The sequence below is a fragment of the Paracoccus marcusii genome, assembly GCF_028621715.1.
GTDB classification, from domain to species: domain Bacteria; phylum Pseudomonadota; class Alphaproteobacteria; order Rhodobacterales; family Rhodobacteraceae; genus Paracoccus; species Paracoccus marcusii.
On record NZ_CP117466.1, the window covers coordinates 3,108,936 to 3,132,183 of the forward strand.

23 protein-coding genes are annotated in these 23,248 nt (G+C 68.7%); 17 read left to right on the plus strand and 6 right to left on the minus strand.

From position 1 onward, the window contains the following. Positions 1-32 precede the first annotated feature (32 nt). Complete coding sequence (locus PRL19_RS15365) at positions 33-1,499, plus strand: methyl-accepting chemotaxis protein (protein WP_252928334.1); 1,467 nt, start codon at positions 33-35, stop codon at positions 1,497-1,499. Between the two features lie 33 nt (positions 1,500-1,532). Here the strand turns inward: PRL19_RS15365 and PRL19_RS15370 are convergent, their stop codons facing one another. From PRL19_RS15370 to PRL19_RS15385, 4 genes are all read right to left on the minus strand, one after another. After that, on the minus strand, positions 1,533-2,213 hold the full coding sequence (locus tag PRL19_RS15370) for a spermidine synthase (RefSeq protein WP_273743477.1): 681 nt from the start codon (positions 2,211-2,213) through the stop codon (positions 1,533-1,535). A gap of 138 nt (positions 2,214-2,351) precedes the next feature. Next, positions 2,352-4,550 (minus strand): methyl-accepting chemotaxis protein, encoded by a 2,199-nt coding sequence (locus tag PRL19_RS15375; RefSeq protein ID WP_273743478.1) that lies wholly within the window; start codon positions 4,548-4,550, stop codon positions 2,352-2,354. Positions 4,551-4,640: 90 nt separating this feature from the next. Next, a complete protein-coding gene (locus PRL19_RS15380) occupies positions 4,641-5,162 on the minus strand; it encodes a chemotaxis protein CheD (protein WP_252928339.1) in 522 nt (173 codons plus the stop codon). Next, positions 5,159-6,130 (minus strand): CheB methylesterase domain-containing protein, encoded by a 972-nt coding sequence (locus PRL19_RS15385; RefSeq protein WP_273743479.1) that lies wholly within the window; start codon positions 6,128-6,130, stop codon positions 5,159-5,161. The genes PRL19_RS15380 and PRL19_RS15385 overlap by 4 nt, the downstream gene beginning before the upstream one ends. Positions 6,131-6,292: 162 nt before the next feature. Here PRL19_RS15385 and PRL19_RS15390 point away from each other — a divergent pair, with 162 nt between their 5' ends. The 16 genes from PRL19_RS15390 (at position 6,293) to PRL19_RS15465 (ending at position 21,094) form a co-directional block, all read left to right on the plus strand. Further along, complete coding sequence (locus tag PRL19_RS15390) at positions 6,293-6,568, plus strand: STAS domain-containing protein (protein ID WP_042250649.1); 276 nt, start codon at positions 6,293-6,295, stop codon at positions 6,566-6,568. Next, positions 6,565-6,933, plus strand: a complete 369-nt coding sequence (locus PRL19_RS15395) for a response regulator (protein ID WP_127898852.1) — start codon at positions 6,565-6,567, stop codon at positions 6,931-6,933. The genes PRL19_RS15390 and PRL19_RS15395 overlap by 4 nt, the downstream gene beginning before the upstream one ends. 2 nt (positions 6,934-6,935) lie before the next feature. Further along, on the plus strand, positions 6,936-9,017 hold the full coding sequence (locus tag PRL19_RS15400) for a chemotaxis protein CheA (protein ID WP_273743480.1): 2,082 nt from the start codon (positions 6,936-6,938) through the stop codon (positions 9,015-9,017). Positions 9,018-9,020: 3 nt separating this feature from the next. After that, on the plus strand, positions 9,021-9,491 hold the full coding sequence (locus PRL19_RS15405) for a chemotaxis protein CheW (protein ID WP_042250654.1): 471 nt from the start codon (positions 9,021-9,023) through the stop codon (positions 9,489-9,491). Continuing rightward, positions 9,488-10,360, plus strand: coding sequence for a CheR family methyltransferase (locus PRL19_RS15410; RefSeq protein ID WP_273743481.1), 873 nt, complete (start codon positions 9,488-9,490; stop codon positions 10,358-10,360). Before PRL19_RS15405 ends, PRL19_RS15410 begins: the two co-directional genes overlap by 4 nt. Positions 10,361-10,370: 10 nt before the next feature. Next, positions 10,371-10,760, plus strand: coding sequence for a response regulator (locus tag PRL19_RS15415; RefSeq protein WP_045998843.1), 390 nt, complete (start codon positions 10,371-10,373; stop codon positions 10,758-10,760). Continuing rightward, positions 10,757-11,095 (plus strand): hypothetical protein, encoded by a 339-nt coding sequence (locus PRL19_RS15420; RefSeq protein WP_273743482.1) that lies wholly within the window; start codon positions 10,757-10,759, stop codon positions 11,093-11,095. The genes PRL19_RS15415 and PRL19_RS15420 overlap by 4 nt, the downstream gene beginning before the upstream one ends. A 128-nt stretch (positions 11,096-11,223) precedes the next feature. Next, positions 11,224-12,924 (plus strand): IucA/IucC family protein, encoded by a 1,701-nt coding sequence (locus PRL19_RS15425; RefSeq protein WP_273743483.1) that lies wholly within the window; start codon positions 11,224-11,226, stop codon positions 12,922-12,924. Then, positions 12,914-15,631, plus strand: coding sequence for an IucA/IucC family protein (locus PRL19_RS15430; RefSeq protein WP_273743484.1), 2,718 nt, complete (start codon positions 12,914-12,916; stop codon positions 15,629-15,631). Before PRL19_RS15425 ends, PRL19_RS15430 begins: the two co-directional genes overlap by 11 nt. Next, positions 15,628-16,860 (plus strand): DUF6005 family protein, encoded by a 1,233-nt coding sequence (locus PRL19_RS15435; protein WP_273743485.1) that lies wholly within the window; start codon positions 15,628-15,630, stop codon positions 16,858-16,860. The genes PRL19_RS15430 and PRL19_RS15435 overlap by 4 nt, the downstream gene beginning before the upstream one ends. Then, positions 16,857-17,657, plus strand: a complete 801-nt coding sequence (locus PRL19_RS15440) for a sugar phosphate isomerase/epimerase family protein (protein ID WP_273743486.1) — start codon at positions 16,857-16,859, stop codon at positions 17,655-17,657. Before PRL19_RS15435 ends, PRL19_RS15440 begins: the two co-directional genes overlap by 4 nt. Positions 17,658-17,741: 84 nt before the next feature. Next, complete coding sequence (locus tag PRL19_RS15445) at positions 17,742-18,227, plus strand: SspB family protein (protein WP_045998839.1); 486 nt, start codon at positions 17,742-17,744, stop codon at positions 18,225-18,227. A 4-nt stretch (positions 18,228-18,231) separates the two neighbouring features. Continuing rightward, positions 18,232-19,119: a dihydrodipicolinate synthase family protein gene (locus PRL19_RS15450; protein ID WP_273743487.1), complete on the plus strand. Its 888-nt coding sequence runs from the start codon at positions 18,232-18,234 to the stop codon at positions 19,117-19,119. 94 nt (positions 19,120-19,213) lie between these two features. Beyond that, the gene (gene fumC / locus PRL19_RS15455; RefSeq protein WP_273743488.1) at positions 19,214-20,608 is read left to right on the plus strand and encodes a class II fumarate hydratase; all 1,395 of its coding nucleotides are present in this window, start codon (positions 19,214-19,216) and stop codon (positions 20,606-20,608) included. A gap of 64 nt (positions 20,609-20,672) precedes the next feature. After that, positions 20,673-20,858, plus strand: coding sequence for a DUF4169 family protein (locus PRL19_RS15460; RefSeq protein ID WP_273743489.1), 186 nt, complete (start codon positions 20,673-20,675; stop codon positions 20,856-20,858). Further along, positions 20,855-21,094 (plus strand): ribbon-helix-helix domain-containing protein, encoded by a 240-nt coding sequence (locus tag PRL19_RS15465; RefSeq protein WP_084693622.1) that lies wholly within the window; start codon positions 20,855-20,857, stop codon positions 21,092-21,094. Before PRL19_RS15460 ends, PRL19_RS15465 begins: the two co-directional genes overlap by 4 nt. 12 nt (positions 21,095-21,106) lie before the next feature. On the opposite strand, the gene PRL19_RS15470 is transcribed toward PRL19_RS15465, so the two are convergent. Together PRL19_RS15470 and PRL19_RS15475 are read right to left on the minus strand one after the other, a co-directional pair. Further along, positions 21,107-22,750 (minus strand): long-chain fatty acid--CoA ligase, encoded by a 1,644-nt coding sequence (locus PRL19_RS15470; RefSeq protein ID WP_273743490.1) that lies wholly within the window; start codon positions 22,748-22,750, stop codon positions 21,107-21,109. Positions 22,751-22,828: 78 nt separating this feature from the next. Further along, entirely contained in the window at positions 22,829-23,212 is a 384-nt protein-coding gene (locus PRL19_RS15475; RefSeq protein WP_045998834.1) for a PaaI family thioesterase, read from the minus strand. Positions 23,213-23,248: the final 36 nt, after the last annotated feature.

Consider the following 23,248-nt stretch of genomic DNA (forward strand, 5'->3'; position numbering starts at 1 on the left):
TGTCCGCCTTTGCCATGCGAAAGGATCAAGCGGTGACACACCCCGATTCCCACGACACGATCCACCTGCAGGACAGGCTGGACTTTTTGGGCCTGGACGCCCCGGCGCAGGCCCGGCTCAAGGCCCTGGCCCCCCGGATCGCGGCCAGCGTCGGCCCTGCCCTGTCCGAATTTTACACCAAGATCGCGTCGACCCCCGTCCTGCGCCGATATTTTACCGACAATGCCCATACCGAGCGCGCCAAAAGCAGCCAAGCCCAGCACTGGGCCCGTATCGCATCTGGAGAGTTTGGCGCCGACTATGCGCTGTCGGTCCGCCGCATCGGCGCGGTGCACGCACGGATCGGGCTGGAGCCGCGCTGGTACATCGGCGGCTATGGCCTTGTTCTGGACTATGTGATCCGCGACATGCTGGGCGAACGCCGCACCTGGACCGCCGCCAGCCGCAAGCGCCTGGCCGATGACATCTCGGTCCTGATGCGGGCGTCCCTGCTGGACATCGACCTGTCGATCTCGACCTATCTGGACCAGATCGACGGTCGCCGCAAAGAGGTCGAGGATGCCCAGCAACGTGCCTTCGAGGCCCTGTCGGGCGCCCTTGGCCGTCTGGCCGAAGGCGATCTGACCACCCGGCTGGACCCGGAACTGTCGGCCCGCACCCGCTTCAACGAAACGGTCGAACAGCTGGCCAGCATCATCGGATCGGTGCGCCATTCCGCCGGCCAGATCGGCAACGGCACCGGAGAGATCGCGGCGGCCTCCGACGATCTTGCGCGCCGTACCGAACAGCAGGCGGCCAGCCTGGAGGAAACCGCCGCCGCGCTGAACGAGATGACCGAGGCCGTGCGCGATTCCGCCACCCGCAGCCGCCAGGCGGAGGAGATGGCCGCCCGCGCCCGCCAGGTCGCCGCGCATGGCAGCCAGATCATGGACCAGACGCGCACCGCGATGGACGACGTCTCCTCCAGCGCCGGAGAGATGGGCCAGATCATCGGCGTGATCAGCGAGATCGCCTTCCAGACCAACCTGCTGGCCCTGAACGCCGGCGTCGAGGCCGCCCGCGCCGGTGAGGCCGGCCGCGGCTTTGCCGTCGTCGCCGCCGAGGTCCGCGCCCTGGCCCAACGATCGGCCGAGGCCGTGCGCACCATCCAGACACTGATCGACCGCAGCGTCCAGCAGACGACACATGGCGTGTCGCTGGTCGGCGCGACGCACCAGGCGCTGTCCGACATCATCCTGGTCTTCAACGAGATCGAAGGGATCGTGACCGAGATGTCCTCCACCGCCCAACGCCAGTCGCTGAGCATCTCCGAGATCAACAGCGCGGTCCGGTACCTGGACGACGTGACCCAGCAGAACGCCGCGATGGTCGAGGAAGCCAACGCCACCAGCACCCTGCTGAACGCAGAGGTCAAGGACCTGACCCGCATCGTCAGCAGCTTCACGATGGCGGCCCCCCGCCCGCAGCTGCATCAGCAGACCTACCGCCAGGCCGTCTAACCTTGCGCCGCGCGCCCCAACAGGGCGTGCGTTTCAGTCGTCCCGCCGCACGCCGATCCAGATCACGTGCCGCGATCCGCGCCCCGACCCGCCGGCGCGCACCCCGTGCGTGCTGACGGCAAAGCCGCACCCGGCCAGGCGCCGTTCGAACGCGGCGTCCGGCTCTGCCGACCAGACGGCCAGCACACCGCCGGGCGACAGCGCGCGCCGCGCCGCCTGCAGACCGGCCGTCCCGTACAGCGCATCGTTCCCGGTCCGCGTCAGCCCGTCGGGACCGTTGTCGACATCCAGCAGGATCGCGTCGAACGCCGTCGTGGCCTGACGGATCTGCGCGCCGACATCGCCGATCCGCACCTGAACCCGCGGGTCGGACAGGCAGCCTGCAAAGACCGCCGCCATGTGCTGCGTCGCCCATCCGACCAGTTCGGGCACGATCTCGGCCACGATCAGCCGGGCCTGGGGGCTGGCCACGGCCTGGGCCGCGCGCAGGGTGAACCCCATGCCCAGCCCGCCGATCAGCACCCGCGGCGCGGACCGGTCGGCCAGCCGGTCCAGCGCAAGCGTCGCCAGAGCCTCCTCGGACCCACCCAAGCGGCTGTTCATCAGCTCGTTTCCGCCCTGCAGCCTGATTGAGAATTCGTCGCCCCGCCGCATCAGCCGCAGCGTGTCGCCATCCGGCGCGGTCGCGCTGGCCAGTTGCACCCAAGGCAGCATGCCGATGTCCCATTCTGCGTAACCCGGTCCTGATCTAGCCGATCGGTTCCGTGCCGGAAAGGCGCTTGGGCATGGCTGCAATGCGAAACCCGCGCCGACAGGATCGGCGCGGGTCGGACATGGTGCAGGTCGCTTCGGTCAGAACTCGAACATCTGGCCTTCGCCGCGACCACCCACGACACGCAGGGGGACCGGTTCGACCACGGGAAGCGGCGCGGATGCACGTGTGCGGACCACCTCGGGCCGGCTGGTGCGGCTGCCGATCCGGAACCCGGCGATCTCGCGGATCAGATCCTCGGACCGCTGCTGCAGCGATGCGGCGGCGGCGTTGGCCTGTTCGGCCACGGCGGCGTTCTGCTGGGTCACCTGATCCAGCTGGTTCACGCCCGTGTTCACCTCGGCCAAGCCGATCGCTTGTTCGTTGGCCGCAAGCGAGATCGCGGTGATCTGTTCCGACACCTCATGCGCCTTGGACAGGATCTGGCCGAGGCTGTCGCCCGTCCGCCCCACAAGGGCGGACCCCGCCTTGACCTGCGATGCGGACTGCGAAATCAGCGACTTGATCTCCCGCGCGGAATCCGAGGCGCGCTGTGCCAGGCCCCGCACCTCGGAGGCCACGACCGCAAAGCCGCGGCCGGCCTCTCCGGCACGGGCGGCTTCGACGCCCGCGTTCAGGGCCAACAGATTGGTCTGGAACGCGATGTCATCGATGACACCGATGATGCGGGTGATCTGGTCGGACGACGCCTCGATCCCGCGCATGGCGGTCACGGCGTCGCGCACGACCTCGGCGCTGGTTTCGGCGATGTCGCGGTTCTGACGGCTGGCCTGCTCGGCATTGCGCGCGCGTTCGGCGGTCGAGGTGACGCTGGCGTTCATCTGGTTCAGGGCCGCGGCGGACTGCTCCAGCGTGGCGGCCTGCGTCTCGGCTCGGGAGGCCAGGTCCTGCGCGGCCGAGGTGATCTCGCTTGCGCCACCCCGGACCTGATCGGCGACGTCGGTGATGCGGTTGATGGTGCCGGTCAGGTTCGACACGACGCTGTTGAACGCCTCTCTCAGCCCGTCATAGCCGGCCGGGAACGGGTCCGACGGCGGGTTCGGGATCTGCTGTGTCAGGTCCCCCTGCGCCAGCCTGTCCAGCCCGGCACCGATGTCGCGCACGACCCGGGCCTGCTGGCGGGCCTCGATGTCGCGGGCGGCGGCAGCCTCGTTCTCAAGGCGGCGGGCCTCGTCGGCCATGGTGCGCGCCTCGACCGCGTTCTGGCGAAAGATTGCCAGGGCCTGGGCCAGCTGTGCCAGCTCGTTGCGACCCTCGGTTCCGCGAATCTCGACGTCCAGATCGCCCCGCGCCAACCGGTTGGTCTGGTCGACCGTCACCGCCAGGCGGCGCCCTAGATCACGCGAGATCCATGCGGCAATGACTGCGCCGATCACGATCGTGGCCGCGACCCCTGCCAGCAGTGACATCACCGTGGCATCCATCACCGCCGCTGCCTCCTCCTCCAGCCGGGCAAGGCTGGACATGGCGTCGTCGCGGATCCGTTCGACGGCGGCCAGGACCTCGATCTCGGTCAGCGACAGCGTCGCCAGATGGTCGCGCACGACCAGCTCCAGCGTCCGGCTCTGCTGCGCCATCGACCAGTATTCGTCGATACCGGACAGCGTGGTTGCCAGCAGGGTACGCGCGTCATCGCCCATCACACGGGGCTGCAGATCGGACAAGGCCTGCCGTGACCTTTGGAAGGGCGCGGCCGCGTCGTCGAAATCCTTCACGGCGCTGCCTTCCAGAAAGCGGTCGATGCGCACACGCGCGACCAGGAATTCGTTGGCGGCCTGCAGGGCGGCATAAGCCGCATCGCGATCACCACGCTGCTGGTACAGGGTCTGCAGCTGTTCCATGTTGCGACGGTGGGTGATGCCCAGCTCGCGCATCTGTGCCGTCAGCGCAGACAGCGGCTGGAAGCTGTCGAACAGCTGGTCGGCCTCGGTCACATGCCGCTCCTTCAGCGCGACCAAGGCCCCGGCATGCGGGCTGCCCAGGGCCTGCGCCTTTTCCGCCAGCACCATGACCGAGGTCATGCCGTCCTGCACCCGCTGACGATCCGCATCCGAGGCCGAAACCATGAAATCGTCCAGCGCCAGCCCGGCCTGGGCCACGCCGAAATTGATGTCCGCCGCCGCCAGCGCAAGCACCTCGGCATCATGGGCCTGGGCGTCGATGGCCTGCAACCGGTCCATCCGGTTCCAGGTAAAGCCGGCAAGCACCGCCAGCATCAGCAGGATCAGGCCAAAGCCTGCCGCGATGCGCGTCGCGATGCGGGTATTCTTCATCATCATGTCTTTCTCCGGAACGGGGATGGCGAGGCGCCACGAGGGCGCATTGCGGGTCGATGTGTCAGTTGGGCCGCGGCTGTCGGCGGATGTTGGTCAGAAAAGTTCGACGTCGCCGCCACGCTGCGGCATCGGCTGTTCGCGCACGGGTGCGCGGGCCTCGCCCAGCAGGTGCAGCTGCACCCGACCGATGACGGGCCAGAACCGGATGCGCCGCGCCTGCGTGCCGCAGAGGTCGCTGGCGATCAGCGGAATGCCCTCGTCCTGCAGGAAGCGGCGGGCGGCATCGGCATTGCGCTGGCCGATGTCGGGCAGGCCGGCCATCATCCGTGCGCCGCCGAACAGCTTGGCGCGCAGGCGGCTGCGCACGGCGCCGCGGCGCATCAGCCCGTTCACCAGAACTTCCATTGCGGCGGCGGCATAGCGGATGTCGGGGCCGCCCGGCCCCGCATCGGGCAGCAGAAAGTGATTCAGCCCGCCGATTTCCCGGTCCGCATCCATGATGCAGGCCGACACGCAGGACCCCAGGACGGTGGTCAGGATCGCGTCAGGATCGTCGCTGATGGCATGTTCGCCCTGAACGACATGGATGACGCGCGTCGCGGCATCGCGGATCATGACAGCCTCCTCAGGCGGGCGGGTTCCCGCGTCAAAAGCGTCTGGCCGATGCGCGTGAGGGGCAGCACGTCGACCGCACCGCCCAGCTCCACCGCGACACGCGGCATGCCCCAGACGACGGATGTGGCACGGTCCTGAGCTATCGTGTGCGCCCCTGCCCGACGCAGCGCGCACAGCCCCTGCGCGCCGTCGGCCCCCATCCCTGTCAGCAGCGCGGCACGGATGTCCAGACGATCGGCAATCGCCGCACCGTCGGAGAACAGCACGTCCACGGACGGACGGTGCCCGGATACGGGTGGGGTCGCGGACAGACGCGCGCGGGGTCCGCCCCGCAGGGTCACGCCCAGATGCCTGTCAGGCGCGGCGGCCAGATAGACGACGCCCCGCCGCAGGGGCATGTTGTCCTGCGCCGCGACAACCTGCGGCGCAAGCAGTTGATCAAGCCGGCGGATCAGCCCTTCGGCAAAGCCCGGGCGAATATGCTGCACGATCATCGTCGGTGGACAGTCGGCGCGAAATCCGGCCAGCACGGCCTCCAACGCGGTGATTCCGCCGGTCGAGGCGCCCAGCAGGATCAGCCCGGCCGCCGCGTCCGTGGGTGGTACGGGGTCTGCGGCACGGATCGGTGCGGCGCGGGCGGGCTGAAGCCCACCGAACAGGCGCGACAGCATCTGTTCGGGGCTGGACATCACCGGATATCCGCCCGCCGGCACGCGCATCTGACCATAGATGACCACGCCCGCGTCGATCATCGTCAGGATGTCCGCCAATGCGTCGAATTCGATCGATTCGGCGAATTCGGCGGCCACGGCCACGCGGCGCGGCAGGTGCAGTTCGATCAGCACATAGGCCTCGCCGGGCGTGGTGGCGCCCAGCACGGTCACACCGCCCTGTTCCTCGCATCGGCGCAGCAGGGCGGTCAGGCGGGCGGGGTTCGGTTCAACGATCAGCAGGACCGGATTCGACACAGGGACACTCCTGGATGGGTCAGGGGACCATCGCCGGGAAAGATTAAAATATCGTTTCCTGTGAGAGACTTGCCGGACGGGAAATTAATCAGTGGCGGCAATGGTTCCTTAACTCATGGCTGTTAGCGATGGGGACGCCGACGACAATACGAGGTAGTTGAGATGCATGCCCTGCCCCTGCCCGAGACGTTCGACCGCAAGGCCGTCTCTGCCTTTGCCCGCACCCTGCTGGACCATCGGGGCGCGGATGCGGTCCTGGATGCGTCCGGGGTCGCGCGCATGGGCACCCTTGCGGTCGAGCTGCTGATCGCAGCGCGCAAGCAGTGGCAGGCCGACGGCAAGACGCTGTCGATCCGTGACGCCTCGGACCCGTTTCTGACCACGATCCAGGCTGTCGGCGCCTCGGTCCAGCTTCTTCAAACCGGGGGACCCGCATGACGACCCGTATCCTGGCGGTCGACGATTCGCCGACAATCCGCGCGCTTGTGTCCAAGGCCCTGCGCAATGCGGGCTTTGACGTGTTCCTGGCCGTGGACGGCGTGGACGGCGTCGGCGCGCTGAGCGAGGCCGATCCGCATCTGATCATCACCGACATCAACATGCCGCGCATGGACGGCTTCGGCCTGATCGAGAACGTCCGCGCGACCGGCGCCTATGCCGACGTGCCCATCCTGGTCCTGACCACCGAAAGCGGCGCCGACCTGAAGGCACGCGCCCGCAGCGCGGGGGCCACCGGCTGGATCGTGAAACCCTTCGAGGATGAGCGTCTGATCGCCGTCATCGACAAGGTCCTGGGGCGCTGACGATGGCTGACATGGACGAATTCCGCGACATGTTCTTCGTCGAATGCGACGAGCTGCTGGAGGTGCTGGCCACCGGCCTGCGCCAGATCGAGCAGCCCGGCTTCGACGTGGAAACGGTGCATGCCGTGTTCCGCGCGGTGCATTCGGTCAAGGGGGGCGCTGCCGCCTTCGGCCTGACCACGCTGGTCACCTTTGCCCACCGCTTCGAGACTGTCCTGGACCTGGTCCGGTCGGACCGGCTGGACGTGACGCCCCAGATCATGGCGCTGCTGCACCGCTGTTCGGACTGCCTGACGGATCTGGTCGCCAGCGCCCGGTCGGGCCGCGATACCGATCAGGCCCAGGTCGACGGGCTGATGACCGAATTGGCTGCCCTGATCGACACGGAAACCCCCGAGGAGACCGCGTTCGAGTTCACACCGATCTCGCTGGACTTCGATGTGCCCCTGTCCTTCGATCCGATCCCGCCACCGGCGTCGGGCCTGCTGGTCCAGATGACGCCCACCTTTCAGCTGTACCGTTCGGGCAACGATCCGATGGCCCTGCTGAACGCCCTGCGCAAGCTGGGCGATGCGGACGTCCACCTGGACTGCGACGCGGTCGCTCTGCTGGAGGACTGGTCGCCCGAACAGCCCGCGCTGTCGTGGCAGGTCCGCCTGACCGGCGCGGCAAGCCAGCCCGATGTCATGTCCGTGTTCGAGTTCGTCGAGGATTGCTGCGCGCTGACGGTCCGCCCGCTGACCGAGGACGACCTGCCCGCGCCTACCCCCGAACCCGCAGCCGCGCCTGCAGACACCGCCCCCGTCGCCCAGATCGTCCGCGATGCCCCCACCACCGCTCCGCCGCGCGCGGTCCAGCAACAGGACAGCGCCCAGGCCGCACCGACCATCCGCGTGGCGCTGGACCGTGTCGATCGTCTGATGAACATGATCGGCGAACTGGTCATCAAGGAGGCGATGCTTTCCCAGGTGATCCAGACGGCGGGCCTGCACGAGCAGCCCGACGTCGTCGCCGGCCTGGATGCGATCCGGCAATTGGCAAGCGACATCCAGGAAAGCGTGATGGCGATCCGGGCGCAACCGCTGAAGCTGGTGTTCCAGCGCATGCACCGCATCCTGCGCGAGGCGGCCGACGCCACCGGCAAGCCCGTCCGCATGATCACCATCGGTGAGCAGACCGAGGTCGACAAGACCATGATCGAACGCCTGGTCGAACCGCTGACGCACATGATCCGCAACTCGGTCGATCACGGGCTGGAGGACAGCGTGACGCGCCAGCGTCGCGGCAAGCCCCAGGAAGGCACGATCACCCTGTCGGCCGCCCATCGGTCCGGTCGCGTCCAAATCGAGGTGTCGGACGATGGCGGCGGCATCAACCGCGCCAAGGTGCGTCAGATCGCCGAGGATCGCGGCCTGATCGCGCCCGGCGCCAACCTGTCGCCCGCCGAGATCGATCAGCTGCTGTTCCTGCCAGGCTTCTCCTCCAAGGACGAGGTGTCGGCCCTGTCCGGTCGCGGCGTCGGCCTGGACGTGGTGCGCCGCGAGATCATGAACCTGGGCGGCCGCGTGATGATCCAGTCGACCGAGGGTCAGGGCACGACCTTCTCGATCGCGCTGCCGCTGACGCTGGCGGTCGTCGAGGGGATGCTGATCCAGCTGGGCGACCAGACGATGGTCCTGCCGATCACCGCGGTCCAGGAAACGCTGCGCCCCGAGAACACGATGCTGCACGGCGTGGGCCACGGATCGCAGCTGCTGTCCAATCGCGGAGAGCTGATCCCGATCATCGACCTGTGCACCAGCTTCGGCGTCACCCGGCCCGCGGAGGGTCCCGACACCGGCGTGCTGATCGTGGTCGAGACCGACAGCCGCAGGCGCGCGGCCTTCCGGGTCGACGCGATCTTCGATCAGCGACAGGTTGTGATCAAAAGCCTGGAACAGAACTACGGCCGCGTGCCGGGCGTGTCGGCCGCCACGATCCTGGGCGACGGAAAGATCGCCCTGATCATCGATCCCGAAGAAATCCTTCTTTCCATGTCCAACGACCAGGGCCGCCGCATGGCCGCCATGGCATCGAACGGGTGACGCATGCTGCAATCCATCTCGCATAATTCCGTCGGCAAAAGCGACGTCGTGGCCTTCAAGCTGGCCGATCAGGACTTCTGCATCGACATCGGGCTGGTCCGCGAAATTCGTGGCTGGACCCCAACGACCATGCTGCCCCACGCGCCCGACTACGTCAAAGGCGTGATCAACCTGCGCGGATCGGTCGTGACGGTCGTCGACCTGTCGGCGCGGCTCGGCTTTGGCGCTGCGACGCCGTCCCACCGCCATGTCGTCATCATCGCGATGCATGCCGGGCGGATCGTGGGGCTGCTGGCGGACCTGGTGTCCGACATCCTGCCCATCAACGACGATCACATCCAGGCGGTGCCCGACATCGCGTCGAACCCCGCGCGCGAGTTCATCGTCGGCATGATCACGCTGGAGGACGGACGCATCCTGCGCAAGATCGACCTGGCGCAGCTGCTGCCCGCGGCCCACGGGGTCGACGCGTGAGAACAGCACCCCTTTCGACCCCCACCCCCGCGGGGCCGGTCCTGACCGATGGACAATTCCGCAAGATCGCCGCGATCGTGCATCAGGACAGCGGCATCATCCTGTCGGAATCCAAGCGCAGCCTGCTGATGGCCCGCCTGAACCGCCGCCTGCGGGTCCTGACGCTGCCCGATTACGGCGCCTATTGCGACCGTCTGGAAGGGCCTGACGGACCGCAGGAACGCCGCCACCTGCTGTCGGCCATCACGACGAACGTCACGGCCTTCTTCCGCGAGGGCCACCATTTCCAGGCCTTGGCGCAGGAGGTCCTGCCCCCGCTGATCGCCCAGGCCCGCGCCGGACGGCGGCTGCGGCTGTGGTCCGCGGCCTCCTCCTCGGGCGAGGAACCCTATTCGATGGCCGTGACGCTGCTGGACGCGTTTCCCGATGCGGCGCAGCATGACGTTCTGATCCTGGCCACCGACATCGACCCCGAAATGGTGGACCGCGCCCAGCAGGGCCGCTTTGCATCCGATGCGCTGGCCCCGGTCCCCCCCGCCCAGGTCAAGCGGTATTTCCAGCCCCATGCCGCGGGCTTCGAGGCCAAGCCAGAGGTCCGGCGCATCATGCGGTTCGGCGAACTGAACCTGCATGACGACTGGCCATTTTCCGGCAGGTTCGACGTGACCTTCTGCCGCAACACCGCGATCTATTTCGACAGTGCCGCGCGCCAGCGCCTGTGGCTGCGCTTCGGTGGCGCCCTGAACGAGGGCGGCGCGCTGTTCATCGGTCATTCGGAACGGCTGGACGGCCCGGCCGCGGGCCTATTCGCCGCAACAGGCACAACCCAATACCGGCGCAATGCGACGCCGGCCTCTGCCAGGACGTGAAAGGGACAACATGGCACTGAAATCGAACCTTCATGTAATGGTGGTGGACGACATGACCATCAGCCGCTCGCTGATCGAACAGGCGCTGGACTGGGCCGGCCTGGTCAACGTCCAATACGAGGCGAACGGAGAGACGGCGTTCCGCAGACTGGCCGCGGCTCCGGTTCATCTGGTCATCTCGGATTACAACATGCCCGGAATGGACGGCCTTGGCCTGCTGGAGGCGCTGCGTCAGAATCCCAGCACCCAGCGCATCGGCTTCATCCTGATCACCGGCACCGCCACGCGCGAGATGATCGAGCGGGGCCAGCGCGCCGGCATGAACAACTTCATCGCCAAGCCTTTCACCAAGGAGGCGTTGCTGCGCTGCATCGAATCGGTGACGGGCAAGCTGCAATGACGGCGACGCCCGATCCTTGTCTGAACGCGGCCCTGCATCGCGCCGCCGCCGAGGCGCATCGCATCGCCCAAGGCCTGGGGCGGATCGATGCCGCCCTGGGCGCGATGCTGCAGGTGACCGATGCGGCGGCCCAGTCGCTGCAGGCCGCCGACCTGTTGCGTCAGGAGGTCGAGGGGCTGTCGCGGTTTCTGGGCGTGCTGGCGCAGCAGACCCCGCCGGGGCAGCCCTGCAACCCAGGCCAAGCCGCGGCTGGCCTGGATCTGCGGGCGCAGGCCGTTCGCCTTGGCGGGATGGCGCCGGCGGCCGACAGTACCCCGACAATCGACCTGTGGTAGCGGACGCGACAATACCTGCATGTTCATAGGATATACTTGACATAAATAATAAACAATAATAACCCACGCCTTGCCAGCATCTGCCAGCCTCGTGATCCCACGGCCCATGGCCGCACTCCGAGGCGCAGATGACCTTTTCCGACCCGTGCCTGTTGGCTGTCCGACATCCTGACCAAGCAGGTCCGGGGGCCGGCACCCTGCCCGATCCTTGCCCTGCGTCTGACGCGCAGGGCATCGCCGATCTGGCCAGCCTGCGCGCGCTGCTGATCTGCGACAGACGCGAGCTGGGCGGCGGGTGCGATCTGGTCCCGGTCGCCGGCGGCTGGCTGGAGGTCGTGACCGATGCGCCGATGGCATCGGGCCTGCCGCGTATCCGCGGGCTGATCCGGCACGGGCCGGACGGATCGCGCCCCATCGACCCGGACCTGGCGCTGTCGTTGATCCTGGACCGACTGACAGGCGATCACGGACCTGCAGGCGCCGCCTTGGCCCGCCGCGTGCAGGCCAGCCGTCATCGGATCGCCACGATCTGCGGACAGCGCCTGGCGCGGCCGCACCCCGCACCCGACTGGTTGACCGCCGAACAGGCGGTGATCTTCGGCCACTGGATGCATCCCTGCCCCAAGGCGTTGTCCGGCATGTCCCTGCCCGAGGAACGCGCGATGACCCCCGACTGGTGCGGCGCGTTGCACCTTGTCGGCCTGTCGGTCCGCAAAGACCTGATCGCAGGCACCGACCCTGACCGTGCGCGCGATCTGCCGGGCATGGATCTGGACCCCGGTCCCGGACGCATCCTGCTGCCCGCGCATCCGCTGACCTGGGACCGCGCCCGCCGCGATCCGGCCATCGCCGCGCTGCTGTCGCAGGGCGCCATCCGCGAACTTGGCCCGGTGGGACCGGCATGGTGGGCGACATCCTCGGTGCGGACGTTGTGGCGCGGCGACAGCCCGTGGCAGGTCAAGGTGTCGCTGCCGGTCACCATCACCAACTCGCAGCGCGTGAACAAGCGTCACGAACTGCTGGCGGGCGCGGCGATGTCGGCCCGCATCGGCGCGCTGCAGGGGCGGTTCGGGCGGCTGCGGTTGATCGACGACCCGCATTGGCTGACCCTGGCCCTGCCCGGTCGCATCGAATCCGGGCTGGAGGTGATCCTGCGCCGCAACCCGTGGCGCGGGGGACGCGGGGGGCAGGTGATGCAGGTCGCGGGCCTGGTCGCCGAACCTCTGCCGGGACGGCCGTCGATGCTGGCGCAGGTCATGGCGGGGCACGACCCGGCCGCCTGGTTCGACGCCTATCTGGACTGCACCGTCGCCCCCCTGCTGCGCCTGTATGACGCCACCGGCATCGCGGTCGAGGCACATCAGCAGAACGCCCTGCTGGACCTCTCCCAAGGTCTGCCGCGCCGCTGCGACATCCGCGACAACCAGGGCTTCTATGTGGCCGACGACATGGCCTGCGCCACGCTGCGCGCCATTCCCAACCTGTTCTATCCGCGCGCCGAGGCAGAGGACGCCCTGACCTATTCGCTGATCGTGAACCAGGTGTTTGGCGTGATCCACCGCATGGCGCTGGACGGGATCTGGCCAGAGCGGCGGGCGCTATCCGCGCTGGCAGCCCATCTTGGCGGTCTGACCCGCCTGCCGGGTCATGGCGGCCCCTTGGCCCGCCGTTGGCTGACGCAGCCGCATCTGCCCGCCAAAGGCAATCTGCTGACCCAGTTGGGCGGTGTGGACGAACTGCTGATCCCCGGGGAACGCGCACCCATGATCCGCGTGCCAAACCCCCTGCCCGCGCTGGCCCATGCCGGGATGCTGTCCGATGTCGCCTGAGACCCGCGCCCTGCGCCAGACGATAGAGGCTCTGGCGTTCGAACGCATCCTGCGCCCGGCGCAGGGCGGCTGGACAGTGGGCGGCCTGGCCATCCGGGCGCCATATCGCCTGCAGGCCAGCGGCCGTGTCAGGCTGTTGGACGACCCGCGCGATGCCACCGGCGGATTGCTGAAACCGGACGACCTGGAACGCGCGCTGGCCAGGGCCGGCCACGATCCCGCGGCGCTGATGACCGCCATGCGGCGCAGCGCGCATTTCCTGCGCGCGGCGGGGCCGGTTCGCGACAACCGCCTGTCGCTGACCGGCCCGGCGCTGGAGGCGAGCCTGATCGAGGGGCATCCGTATCATCCCGGCTTCAAGTCCCGCGCCGGGTTTTCGGACACTGACAATGCCGCCTTCGGCCCCGAAGGCGGCAGGACCATCGTGCCGGTCTGGCTATCGGTCGACCCCGCAATCGTGACGCGTGCAGGAACGGACCCCGCGCAGGGCTGGGCGCCGCCGGGGGCCATCCCGGTCCACCCGTGGCAGTGGCGGCGCCTGCAACGTGACCCGGCGGTGCAGGCGCTGATGGCGCGCGGGGCCTTGAAGGTGCTGCCGGCGGAGGGGCCGCGGATGCAGGCCACGGCGTCGCTGCGGACATTGGCCGCCTGCGACGGGGGCGATCACCTGAAGCTGTCGCTTAGCGTGGGGGTGACCTCCTCGGTCCGCGACCTGATGCCGTGGTCGGTGGCGGTGGCGCCGGCCATATCGGACTGGCTGGAACGCGTGGTGGCGTCCGATCGGCACCTGGCCGGGCTGACGATCCTCCCGGAACATGGCGCGGCCATCGTCGCACGCAAGCTGCTGGGCGGCAGGCTGGCTGCGATCCGGCGCAGCCCCCCGCCCCCAGGTGCCATGCCCCTGTCGGCCCTGTCGCTGACCCAGCCGGACGGGCGCGCACTGATCGCGCCCTGGCTGGCCGCGCATGGCACCCAGGCGTGGACCGCGCGGCTGCTGACGATCCTGCAGCCCGTCTGGCGCCTGATGACCCATCACGGGATCGCGCTGGAGGCGCATGGCCAGAACCTGCTGATCACCCATGACGGCGGCTGGCCGACCGGGCTGGTGGCCCGCGATTTCAGCGAAAGCCTGGAGTACCTGCCGGACCGGCTGAGCCTGGCCGCCCCCGACCTTGCGGCCATCGAACCGGCGATGGCGGGGGCACCGGACGGCACCTATCACCGCATGGGCCGGGCCACCGACCTGCGCGATCTGGTCGCCGACTGTCTGGTTACCCACGTGCTGTCGGATCTGGCGGATCTGCTGCACCGCACCGGCCATCTGTCCGAAGCGATCTTCTGGCGGCTGGCCCGCGCCGCCCTGCCCCATGCCCCCAGCCTGCGCACCGACGCCGCGACGGTTCCGGCGGAGAGCTTGGCCGCGGGGCTGCTGGGCCGCACCGAAACCCACCCTGCGCCGAACCCGCTGAAGGAGCCCGCCATGACCCGCCTGTTCCACCTGAACGACACGCTGATCGATCCGTTCGGCCCGGACGCCCCCGACCTGCTGGCCGGCCGCGACCCCGAACGCACGCGCATCGCACTGTTGATGACTGACCGCGCGGCATGCCTGACGCAGATCCTGCGCCTGCGGGATGCGGGCGCGTCCTGTCATCCGATCCACCCGGAAACGCCCCCCGATCAGGCGCACGATCTGGCAAGGCGGGCGGGCTGCGACCTGATGATGACCGATGCGGGTCTGCAGGGGTTGGGACAGGATGCGCCGCATGCGCCGGGTGGGGTGCTGATCCAGACCAGTTCGGGCACCACCGGCGCACCCAAGATCATCGCCCGCAGTTGGGCCGCCATCCAGACCGAGATCGACGCCTATCTGCAGGCCTTTTCGCAGGCGGTCGGGATGACGCCGGTCATCGCAGCCCCGATCACCCATTCCTATGGACTGATCGCCGGTGTGCTTGTCGGACAGGCTCGGGGACATGCTCCGGTGGTGCTGAACCACGCCAACCCGCGCGCCATCCTGCGCCAGCTGGCCCGGATCCGCGATCCGCTGATCTATGCCGCACCGCCGCTGCTGCATGTGCTGGCGCGGTTGGCCGGGGCGCAGGGGCTGCACGCGGTGATGTCGTCGGGGACTGTGCTGCCGCAGCCGTGGTTTGACGCGATCCGCTGCGCGGCGCGCCACTTGTTCCAGCAGTACGGCTGTTCCGAGGCGGGATGCCTGGCCATCGCGCAGAACCCCGACCGGCCCGAGGATATGGGCCTGCCCCTGCCGCATGTCCGCCTGCAGGCCGGACGGGACGCACCCGGCCCCGTCTCCGTCCATGCCGCAGGCGCGACGGTGCAGACCGGCGATCTGGGCGTGATCGACGCCCGCGGCCACCTGATCTTTGCCGGGCGCCAGGCCGAGGTGATCGATGTCGCGGGCCTGAACGTCTATCCCGCCCATATCGAGGCCGCGGCCCTGAGCCTGCCGGGCATCATCGACGCGGTGGCATTCGCCGTCCCGGACCCCGTCGCGCATCAGCGCCCCGCGCTTGCCTATGCCGGCGACATCGCCGAGGCGCCGCTGGACGCCCATCTGGCGGCGCTGCTGTCGCCACGCCAGCGGCCGGTGCGTCTGGTCCGCCTGCCCGCCCTGCCGCGTGGTGCGAACGGCAAGATCGCCCGCCGCGCCCTTGCCGAAACCCTGTCGGAGGCCCCCGCATGACCGACCCCCACCCCATCCCCGCCCCACAGGACATGCAGGACCGCATCCGCGCGATCCTGGCCGGTCCGATGGCCTGCCCGCGCATGGCGGCCTTTGGTCCCGACGCGCGTCTTGGCCATGACCTGGGCTTGGATTCGGTCGCCCTGATGACGCTGATGCTGCACCTGGACGAGGCGGGCATCACCATGGCCGAGGATACGTTCGACCGCGCCCCCGGAATGACCGTGCAGGCGCTGTCGATGGCGCTGGCGGGCGTGACCCCCGCACCCGATGAACCTGTCGACATCAAGGTCCATTGCGTCGTCAGCTGCCTGTGCCAGGCGCTGAAGGACCGCGGCGGGATCGACCACCGCCCGCTGTATCTGGGCCTGTGGGACGGGCAGGTGATCGTCGACGACAGGATGCGCCTGTCCTATCACGCGCCGGGGATCGATCACGGCTTCTATCTGCATTGGGCTGGTCGCCTGTTCGGCCTGCAGGTGACGCGTTGGCATGAGGATGCCGCGCCGGGCGCGCGGAACCTGGACCACCTGCACGCGCTGCTGGCCGATTGGCGGCCCGGCCGCTACGTCATGCCGATGGTCGACATGGCGCTGCTGCCGCAACGCGACAACAAGTTCGCCCAGGCCAGCTTTCCCCACTATGCCCTGCTGGAGCCCACGGCGGACCCCGACACCTGGCTGATGCGCGACCCGGATTTCCGGTGGGAGGGGCCGCTGCCTGCCCGCGACCTGCGGGCGGCATTCCTGGCACCCACCGTGGCCGGGGGCTTCGCCTTCGACAATGCGGGCGCGCATCCCGCGGACGACGCGACCATCGCCGCGATGCACCACGCGACCTTCGACGCGCAGGCCGTGCCGCTGATCGACGCGATCCGCCGCATCGTGCAGGCCCATGTCGCCGACCTGCCGCGCGCCGATCTGGAACCCGCGCTGCGCGAACTGCCGGTCATCGCGATCCGCAAATACGCCTATGAGCACGCGCTGGCGATCTTCGGCGACATCGAGGGCGCCGATCACGATGCGTTCGAGGAATGCTGCGACCGGATCGCGGCGCTGCATGGCGGGCTGAACGCGGCCCATCTGCGCGCGGTGGCCTTTGCCCGCGGCGGTGACTGCGACGATCTGCTGCAGGTGCTGGCCGATCTGGACCGGCTGACCCTGCTGGAACGGGGCATCAAGGCCACCGTGGGCCAGTGGTTCGACCGCTGGCAGAGGGCGCGCGCATGAGGATCAATGCCTGTTCCGTGGCCTTCCGCCACCTGGACGTGACCGCCCGCGACCTCGCCCGCTATGTCGCCCGCGAGGGGTTCGACGGGCTGGAGGTCTGGGCCGCGCATGCCCGCGCGCTGGCCGTCGAATGGCGTGATCTGCCGCAGCGTCCCCCGGTGCCGATGCTGGCGGGCTATCTGCCCCTGGGCACTGCCGGTTTCAGCCGCGCCGACGCGGCCGACCTGCTGGACCTGACCCGGACCTGGGGCGCGCCACGGCTGCGGCTGTTCGCGGGGGGCGTGGGGCGCGATCAGGCGGGGGCGGACCAGCGCCGCGCGATCCTGCGCGACCTGGGCACGACGGCCGACATGGCCCATGACCGCGGCCTGCGCATCGCGGTCGAGACGCATCCGCAGACCCTGGCCGACAGCCTGCCCGCGACCTTGGACCTGCTGGATGCGCTGGACCATCCCGCGGTCGGCGTGAACTTCGACGTGCTGCATGTGTGGGAGTCGGGCGACGACCCCGTATCTGCAGTCGCCGCACTGCGCGAACATATCGAGCACCTGCACCTGAAATCCGTGACCGCGCGCGACCGCCTGTCGGTCTTTCACCCGGACAACGTCCACGATCCGCGCGGCAGCCGTGACGGCATGTGCCCGCTGCTGACGGGTGTCGTCGATTATGCGGCGTTCCTGCGCGCGGTGCCGGCGGGGATGGGTGCGTCGCTGGAATGGTTCGGCCCAAAGCCCGCGGCGACCATGGCGGCCGATCTGCGCGCGTTGCGGCGGGACCTGCTGGACCGCGCGGCGTGAGGGGACGCGGAATCCACCTCCGCCCCCCTTTTCATCCCCGGTCATATCCCTATGCTTGCCGGCAAGAAAAGGTAGGGTGACGTCATGGCGCGATCGGGACTGGATTACGGCGGAATGATGCATCGCGCGATGCAGGGGCTGATCGCCGAGGTGCTGCGCCAGGTCGCCCGCGACGGTCTGCCCGGAGAGCATCATTTCTTCATCACCTTTGACACGCGCGACGACGGTGTCGAGATGGCGGACTGGCTGCGCGAACGCTATCCCGAGGAGATGACCATCGTCATCCAGCACTGGTTCGACAACCTGACGATCCAGCCCGACCATTTCACCATCACGCTGAACTTCGGCAACCAGCCGGAGCCGCTGAAGATCCCGTTCGATGCGCTGCGCACCTTCGTGGACCCGTCCGTCGAATTCGGCCTGCGCTTCGAGACGCAGGACAGCGACGACGACGAGGATGAGGACGCCGAGGCCGACGCCGAATACCAGCTGGACGCCGAGGATGACGGCGACGACACGCCCCCGTCGGGCGGCGCCGATGTCGTGCGCCTGGACCGCTGGCGGAAATAGCGCCATGACCATGCGCGGCCTGTCGGCCTTTCCGATCACGCCGACCGACGCCGCGGGCCACCCCCTGCCCGCCGACCTGCGCCGCCTGATCCTGCGCCTTGCGCGGGCGGGCGTGGACAGCATCGGCGTGCTGGGATCGACGGGCGGCTATGCGTATCTGGAGGCCGACCAGCGCCGGGAGGTGCTGGAGACCGCGCTTGACGCCGCCGGCGGCAGGGTGCCGGTGATCGCGGGCGTGGGCGCGCTGCGCAGCGACACCTCGGCCGCGCTGGCGCGTCATGCGGCGGATGCGGGGGCGACGGGCCTGCTGTTGGCGCCGATGTCCTACACCCCCCTGACCGAGGCTGAGGTCTTTGGGCATTTCGAAACCGTCGCAGGGGCGTCGGACCTGCCGATCTGCATCTACAACAATCCATCGACCACGCATTTCACCTTTTCGCCCGCGCTGATCGCCCGGCTGGCGTCGCTGCCGACCGTCACGGCGGTCAAGATGCCGCTGCCCGCAGGCGGGGACTTCGCAGGCCAGATCGCGGCCCTGCGCGCCGATCTGCCGCCCGATTTCGCCATCGGCTACAGCGGCGACTGGGGCTGTCCCGACGCGCTTTTGAACCATGCCGACGGCTGGTTCAGCGTGGCGGCGGGCCTGTGGCCCGACCAGACGCTGACCCTGGCCTGTGCCGCCCGTGCGGGCGACCGGCCCGAAACGGCCCGCTGGCAGGCCCGGTTCCAGCCGATGTGGGACCTGTTCCAGGCCCATGGCAGCCTGCGGGTCGTTCATGCCTGCGCCCGGCTGATGGACCTGACCGACGCGCAGCCGCCCCGACCGATCCTGCCCCTGCCCGACGCATTGACCCCGCGCCTGCGCGCGGCGATGCATGCGCTGGACGACTGAGGGCGCTGTTTGCGCCAGCATACCGTTGCATACGAATTGCGCCCGATGACCCGGACGGCTACAACCCGCCACGAAACCGTGAGGGAGCGACCCGATGACCAAGACCCGCACCGAAACCGACAGCTTCGGCCCGCTGGAGGTTGACGCCTCGAAATACTGGGGCGCGCAGACGCAGCGTTCGATCATCAACTTCCCGATTGGCTGGGAACGCCAGCCGGTGCCCATCATCCGCGCCCTGGGCGCGATCAAGCTGGCCGCCGCGCGGGTGAACCGCGCCACGGGCGACCTGCCTGCCGATCTGGCCGATGCGATGGAGCAGGCCGCGACCGAGGTGTTCCAGGGCAAGTTCGACGACAACTTCCCGCTGGTCGTCTGGCAGACCGGGTCCGGCACCCAGTCGAACATGAACGCCAACGAGGTGATCAGCAACCGCGCGATCGAGATCATGGGCGGAGAGATGGGGTCCAAGAAACCCGTCCACCCGAACGATCACTGCAACATGGGCCAGTCGTCGAACGACACCTTCCCGACCGCGATGCATGTGGGCATCGCCATGCTGGCGCGCGACACGCTGCTGCCGGGTCTGGAGAAGCTAGCCGCCGCGCTGGAGGCAAAGTCGGCCGAGTTCAAGGACATCATCAAGATCGGTCGCACCCACACCCAGGATGCGACGCCCCTGACCTTGGGTCAGGAATTCGGTGGCTATGCCCATCAGGTCCGCAAGGGGATCGAGCGGGTCAAGGCCTGCCTGCCCGACATCTATGAGTTGGCCCAGGGCGGCACGGCGGTCGGCACCGGCCTGAACACCAAGAAGGGCTGGGACACCGCCATCGCCGCGGAAATCGCCAAGATCACCGACCTGCCCTTCGTCACCGCGCCGAACAAGTTCGAGGCGCTGGCCGCCCATGACGCGATGGTTATGTTCTCGGGCGCGCTGAAGACGGTGGCCGGATCGCTGTTCAAGATCGCCAACGACATGCGCCTGCTGGGGTCGGGGCCGCGTTCGGGTCTGGGCGAACTGATCCTGCCCGAGAACGAGCCGGGATCGTCGATCATGCCAGGCAAGGTGAACCCGACCCAGGCCGAGGCGCTGACCATGGTCTGCGCGCATGTGATGGGCAACGACGCCGCCGTGGGCTTTGCCGGGTCGCAGGGGCATTTCGAGCTGAACGTCTACAACCCGATGATGTCCTACAACGTGCTGCAATCCATGCAGCTTCTGGGCGATGCGGCCTCCAGCTTCACCGACAACATGGTCGTGGGCACTCAGGCCAACGTAAAGCGCATCGACCAGCTGATGCGCGAATCGCTGATGCTGGTGACGGCGCTGGCGCCCACCATCGGCTATGACAATGCTACCAAGGTCGCCAAGACCGCGCACAAGAACGGCACGACGCTGCGCGAGGAGGCCATCGCCCTGGGCTTCGTCGACGGAGAGACCTTCGACCGCGTCGTCCGCCCCGAGGACATGATCAGCCCCAAGGGCTGACCTCTTGACCCAAGGCCGGAGGGCGCGCCACAGTGGCGCGCCCTTCGTCGTTTCACGGACCGCCATGACCCGCATCATCAACCTGCGCCAGGCCCGCAAGGCCCGCGACCGCGACGCCAAGCGCGCCGAGGGCGACGCGAACGCCGCCCTGCACGGAGAGGCCAAGCCGCTGCGCGACGCGCGCCAGGCCGAACGCGACCGCGCGGCCCGCGTGCTGGACGCGCATCGGCGCGACACGCCCGACGAATGATCGACCTGCCCGCCATGACGCCGCCGCTGAAGCGGTCGGTGACCATAGACGGGCACCGAACGTCGGTGTCGCTGGAAGATGCGTTCTGGAAGGCGTTGGCGACCCAGGCCGCGGCGCGCGACCTGACCCGCGCCGCGCTGATCGGACAGATCGACCATGCCCGGCCGCCGCAGATCGGACTGGCCACGGCCCTGCGCCTTTATGTGCTGTCCACCCTGCAGGCGCAGGATCCCTGACCCGCCATTGGGTCAGTCAGCCGCCTGGCCCCGCAAATCGGGCAGGACGTGGTCGCGGAACTGCTCCCGCAGGGTCAGCTTGCTGATCTTGCCGGTCGCGGTCAGGGGCATCTCGTCGACATAGACGACGTCGTCAGGCAGCTGCCAGCTGGCCAGATGCGCGCCCAGATGGGACCGCATCTCCTCCAGCCCAGGTCGGGCGGCCCCCTTGGGCTTGATCACCAGCAGCGGGCGTTCATCCCATTTCGGATGGGGCAACGCGATGACCGCGCATTGCGCCACGTCCGGATGGGCGACTGCCAGGTTCTCGACGTCGATCGAACTGATCCATTCGCCACCCGACTTGATCAGGTCCTTGGCCCGGTCGCGAAGCGTCAGGATGCCGTCGGCGCTGATCGAGGCGATGTCGCCTGTCCCGAACCAGCCGTCGGCGTCGATGGCGCGCGCCGTCGCACCGGCATTGTCGTGATAACCGGCGGCCACGGTGTTGCCGCGCACGAACAGCTCTCCCATGGCTTGGCCGTCATGGGGCTGGCGCGTGCCCGCGTCGTCCACGATCTTCATCTCGACACCGAACACCCGCCGCCCCTGCGCCTGCTTCAGCGCCATGCGCCGGTCGAACGGCAGATCGCGCTGCGCCGGCGTCAGCGACCCCTGGCTGCCCAGCGGAGAGGTCTCGGTCATGCCCCAGGCGTGGTTCACGTCGATACCCAGACGTTCAAAGCCCTCGGTCAGGCTGCGGGGCATCGCGCTGCCGCCGACGACGATGTGGCGCAGGTTTGCGGGCTTGGCCCCGCGGGACTGGATCTCGGCGAACAGCCCCTGCCAGATGGTGGGCACGCCCCAGGCGCTTTCGACGCCCTCGGCCTGGCACAGGTCCCACAGGCTGGCTCCGTCCAGCGCCGGGCCGGGCATGATCAGGCTGGCCCCGATCAGCGGGGCCGTGAAGGGCAGACCCCAGGCGTTGACGTGAAACAGCGGCACCACCGGCAGGATGCGCGGCTGCGGTCCCAGGTCCGGGCCCAGCACCGCCGCCGTGGCCAGCGCGTGCAGCATGTTCGATCGGTGCGAATACAGGACGCCCTTGGGATCACCCGTCGTACCGGACGTATAGCACAGGCCCGATGCGGTCGTTTCCGGAAGATCCGGCCAGACCCGGTCGGTCGGCTGCCCCGCCAGCAGGTCCTCATAGCACAGCGCATCCAGCGTCGTCTGCGGCATGTGCGCCGCGTCGGTCATGACGACATAGCGCATGGGCGGCAGGCGGTCCTGCAGCTTTTCCAGCAGCGGCACGAAGCTCAGGTCGGTGAACAGCAGCCGGTCGCCCGCGTGATGCGCGATGAAGACCATCTGGTCGGCCGACAGCCGCGGGTTGATCGTGTGGCAGACCGCTCCGATGGACGGCACGGCGTGATAGATTTCCAGATGGCGGTGCCCGTTCCAGGCCAGCGTCGCGACCCGGTCGCCGGGCGCCACGCCCCAACCCTCCAGCGCGAAGGACAGCTGGACCGCGCGGGCACGGGTCTGGGCCCAGCTCTGTCGGTGCAGGTCTCCCTCGACCCGGCGCGACACGATCCGCGCTTCGGGAAAGCTCTCGGCGGCGAAATCCAGAAGCCCGCTTTGCAGCAGCGGGCGGTGCATCATCAGACCGTCCATGACGTCTCCTCCATCATGGCGCCATGATGACGCGATTGCCGGGCGTTTCAACCCGCCCGGCGCGATGGTGCCGCAGGGTCAGCGGGCACTGACATGGGTCGAGGTCAGGTCCAGCAGCACCGCCCCGTCCGCATCGGTGACCTGCGTGCGCACGGTCGAGATGCGACGCCCGCGCCGCATCCAGGATGCCAGCGCGGTCAGAACCCCGTCGCGGCGGTTGGTCAGCAGCTGGGCGTTCAGCGTGATGGCCACGGGAAAGTTGTCCATGCCCTCCTGCGGCTGCTCTCCGCCCAGGACCAGGTTCGTCGCGACCACGTCCGCGAACCAGACCAGCGCGCCCGCATGGATGGTTCCGAACGGGTTCAGGATGCCCGCGGTCACGGTCATCTCTCCGGTGGCTTCCTGCTCGTTTACGCCGGTGATCTCGAACTCGATCTGTCCGGCGAGGCTGTGATCCGCCATCCCCAAGTCCCTTCGTTAGAGGCGGGCATCCCGCCT

Bases quoted from the DNA above. Each gene is read 5' to 3' on its own strand.
- PRL19_RS15370 (WP_273743477.1), bottom strand. From the start codon at position 2,213: ATGCTGCCTTGGGTGCAACTGGCCAGCGCGACCGCGCCGGATGGCGAC.
- PRL19_RS15375 (WP_273743478.1), bottom strand. From the start codon at position 4,550: ATGATGATGAAGAATACCCGCATCGCGACGCGCATCGCGGCAGGCTTT.
- PRL19_RS15380 (WP_252928339.1), bottom strand. From the start codon at position 5,162: ATGATCCGCGATGCCGCGACGCGCGTCATCCATGTCGTTCAGGGCGAA.
- PRL19_RS15390 (WP_042250649.1), top strand. From the start codon at position 6,293: ATGCATGCCCTGCCCCTGCCCGAGACGTTCGACCGCAAGGCCGTCTCT.
- PRL19_RS15395 (WP_127898852.1), top strand. From the start codon at position 6,565: ATGACGACCCGTATCCTGGCGGTCGACGATTCGCCGACAATCCGCGCG.
- PRL19_RS15400 (WP_273743480.1), top strand. From the start codon at position 6,936: ATGGCTGACATGGACGAATTCCGCGACATGTTCTTCGTCGAATGCGAC.
- PRL19_RS15405 (WP_042250654.1), top strand. From the start codon at position 9,021: ATGCTGCAATCCATCTCGCATAATTCCGTCGGCAAAAGCGACGTCGTG.
- PRL19_RS15415 (WP_045998843.1), top strand. From the start codon at position 10,371: ATGGCACTGAAATCGAACCTTCATGTAATGGTGGTGGACGACATGACC.
- PRL19_RS15420 (WP_273743482.1), top strand. From the start codon at position 10,757: ATGACGGCGACGCCCGATCCTTGTCTGAACGCGGCCCTGCATCGCGCC.
- PRL19_RS15425 (WP_273743483.1), top strand. From the start codon at position 11,224: ATGACCTTTTCCGACCCGTGCCTGTTGGCTGTCCGACATCCTGACCAA.
- PRL19_RS15430 (WP_273743484.1), top strand. From the start codon at position 12,914: ATGTCGCCTGAGACCCGCGCCCTGCGCCAGACGATAGAGGCTCTGGCG.
- PRL19_RS15435 (WP_273743485.1), top strand. From the start codon at position 15,628: ATGACCGACCCCCACCCCATCCCCGCCCCACAGGACATGCAGGACCGC.
- PRL19_RS15440 (WP_273743486.1), top strand. From the start codon at position 16,857: ATGAGGATCAATGCCTGTTCCGTGGCCTTCCGCCACCTGGACGTGACC.
- PRL19_RS15445 (WP_045998839.1), top strand. From the start codon at position 17,742: ATGGCGCGATCGGGACTGGATTACGGCGGAATGATGCATCGCGCGATG.
- PRL19_RS15450 (WP_273743487.1), top strand. From the start codon at position 18,232: ATGACCATGCGCGGCCTGTCGGCCTTTCCGATCACGCCGACCGACGCC.
- fumC (WP_273743488.1), top strand. From the start codon at position 19,214: ATGACCAAGACCCGCACCGAAACCGACAGCTTCGGCCCGCTGGAGGTT.
- PRL19_RS15460 (WP_273743489.1), top strand. From the start codon at position 20,673: ATGACCCGCATCATCAACCTGCGCCAGGCCCGCAAGGCCCGCGACCGC.
- PRL19_RS15465 (WP_084693622.1), top strand. From the start codon at position 20,855: ATGATCGACCTGCCCGCCATGACGCCGCCGCTGAAGCGGTCGGTGACC.
- PRL19_RS15470 (WP_273743490.1), bottom strand. From the start codon at position 22,750: ATGGACGGTCTGATGATGCACCGCCCGCTGCTGCAAAGCGGGCTTCTG.
- PRL19_RS15475 (WP_045998834.1), bottom strand. From the start codon at position 23,212: ATGGCGGATCACAGCCTCGCCGGACAGATCGAGTTCGAGATCACCGGC.